This is a genomic window from Moorena sp. SIO4E2 (assembly GCF_010671945.1).
GTDB classification, from domain to species: domain Bacteria; phylum Cyanobacteriota; class Cyanobacteriia; order Cyanobacteriales; family Coleofasciculaceae; genus Moorena; species Moorena producens.
The window spans coordinates 1-1,544 of sequence record NZ_JAAHIE010001165.1 but is presented as its reverse complement, the minus strand read 5'-3'; the positions used below and the strand labels follow the sequence as shown (position 1 = coordinate 1,544).

At 40.1% G+C, this 1,544-nt stretch carries 1 protein-coding gene; it reads right to left on the bottom strand.

Going from position 1 to position 1,544, the window contains the following annotated elements:
- Positions 1-360: 360 nt before the first annotated feature.
- The gene (locus tag F6K37_RS41795; RefSeq protein ID WP_287257141.1) at positions 361-1,065 is read right to left on the bottom strand and encodes a choice-of-anchor E domain-containing protein; all 705 of its coding nucleotides are present in this window, start codon (positions 1,063-1,065) and stop codon (positions 361-363) included.
- Positions 1,066-1,544: the final 479 nt, after the last annotated feature.

The window sequence follows — 1,544 nt, the reverse complement described above, 5'->3', positions numbered from 1 at the left end:
TCTATTTTTAAGGCTTTTTGAAGTATTGTTTTTTGCTCTTGTGTCAGATAATTTTTTGCTGGCATATTTCCTATTATTGGGTTATTTATTAATTTTTATTATACCAATTTAAATGCCGAACAGCTTATAGCAGTCGCCAGGGCAGTTAGGACATCGACATTAGTCTCAAACCTAAGTAAGCGCAAGAGTTTTTCTGACTTCTGACTTCTGCTATATCAGCCATTGACTTGTGGCCACGTTACTTGAGGTGCTTATCGGCTATGGGCACGCTACTGTTCGTGCAGCACCTCAAGTAGCGCAATCGGTGCTTTTGAATGAAATAAGCTGACCGCTGACCGCTGACCGCTGAATGCTTACCAATTAACGATCTTCCTTTCGTTGCCACAACAGTTTTAGTCCTGCGACTAAACCTAAGCCAAGGGGAGTCGTGGGTTCTGGTACTGACTCTGGCTCTGATGGTGTGTAGTCGTAAGTAACCTGGACATCCCCTTGAGCTTTTGTTGCGATCGCATTGAGTATATTAGCGGTTCCGTTAACAATCGATATGGTTTCCGCAGAAAAGAAAAAGTCTACGGGTTGAGTGCCCAGGAATGCATTAAATACGGAACCATTTGTGAATGTCTTCTCACCAGATACATTAGCGGTTAGTCCGATGAATGAAACTGCAGACTCGCCCTGAAAATCTAATGTGCCATCATAGGCAGCGACTTCCGCTGAATCTCTTACTGTTGCTGTCTGTGTGAACAGGGTTGTATTATTTGCTCCGACCAATGTGAATAAGCCTTCCAGATTCCAAGTCAGAGTTGCTGGCTTTGCGTCTAGGCTTTCGCTCCGTGCGTCTCCTGACATTAGCCCGTTAAATTCTATGGTTACCGCATCAAGGGTACCGAGACTGGTGTCGAAGGGGTTGATAACAGGTGTGAGAGGCTCGTCATTGATATTTGTTGGGATCAGTGGCACTGAAGCGGATTGAACGATCGTGGCACTCCTAGCTGCAGTAGTAGTTGCCACAATACTGGTTAAGACAGAAACAGTAGCTACGCAAATCAGATATTTGGTTTTCATTGATATGAAATTCAATCTTCATTTACAAATTAATTATTTTTTTTGTGAATGGCAATTTTATTTTTTGGTATTTATGGCCTTGTCAAATATTTTTTATCCGAATATTTTCTGATTTCTTTTTTTATTATTTGTGTTATAGCGCTGTGCTCAGGGAAAAGGGAACAGGGAACAGGGAACAGGGAACAGGTAATAATTTAGCTTGTCACATAAATCTTTGAGCAATTCTTAGTCCCTTTAATTTGTCAATAATTGAGCAGCCATTGCTATAGATAAAGTCCCATTAATCACTTACAAAATAGTCCCTGTATTTTTGTTAATAGGTAAATTTAAACTTAAAAATTGTCAGGAATCAATTAACCATTAACCATTAACCATTAATCATTAACCATTAAAGAATTTGGAAACTGAGCATTCAATGCTGGCAATACTGGACAGGGTTTCTTCTGCTGCAAGTTATCTCCTTTACCACTAAAGGTATT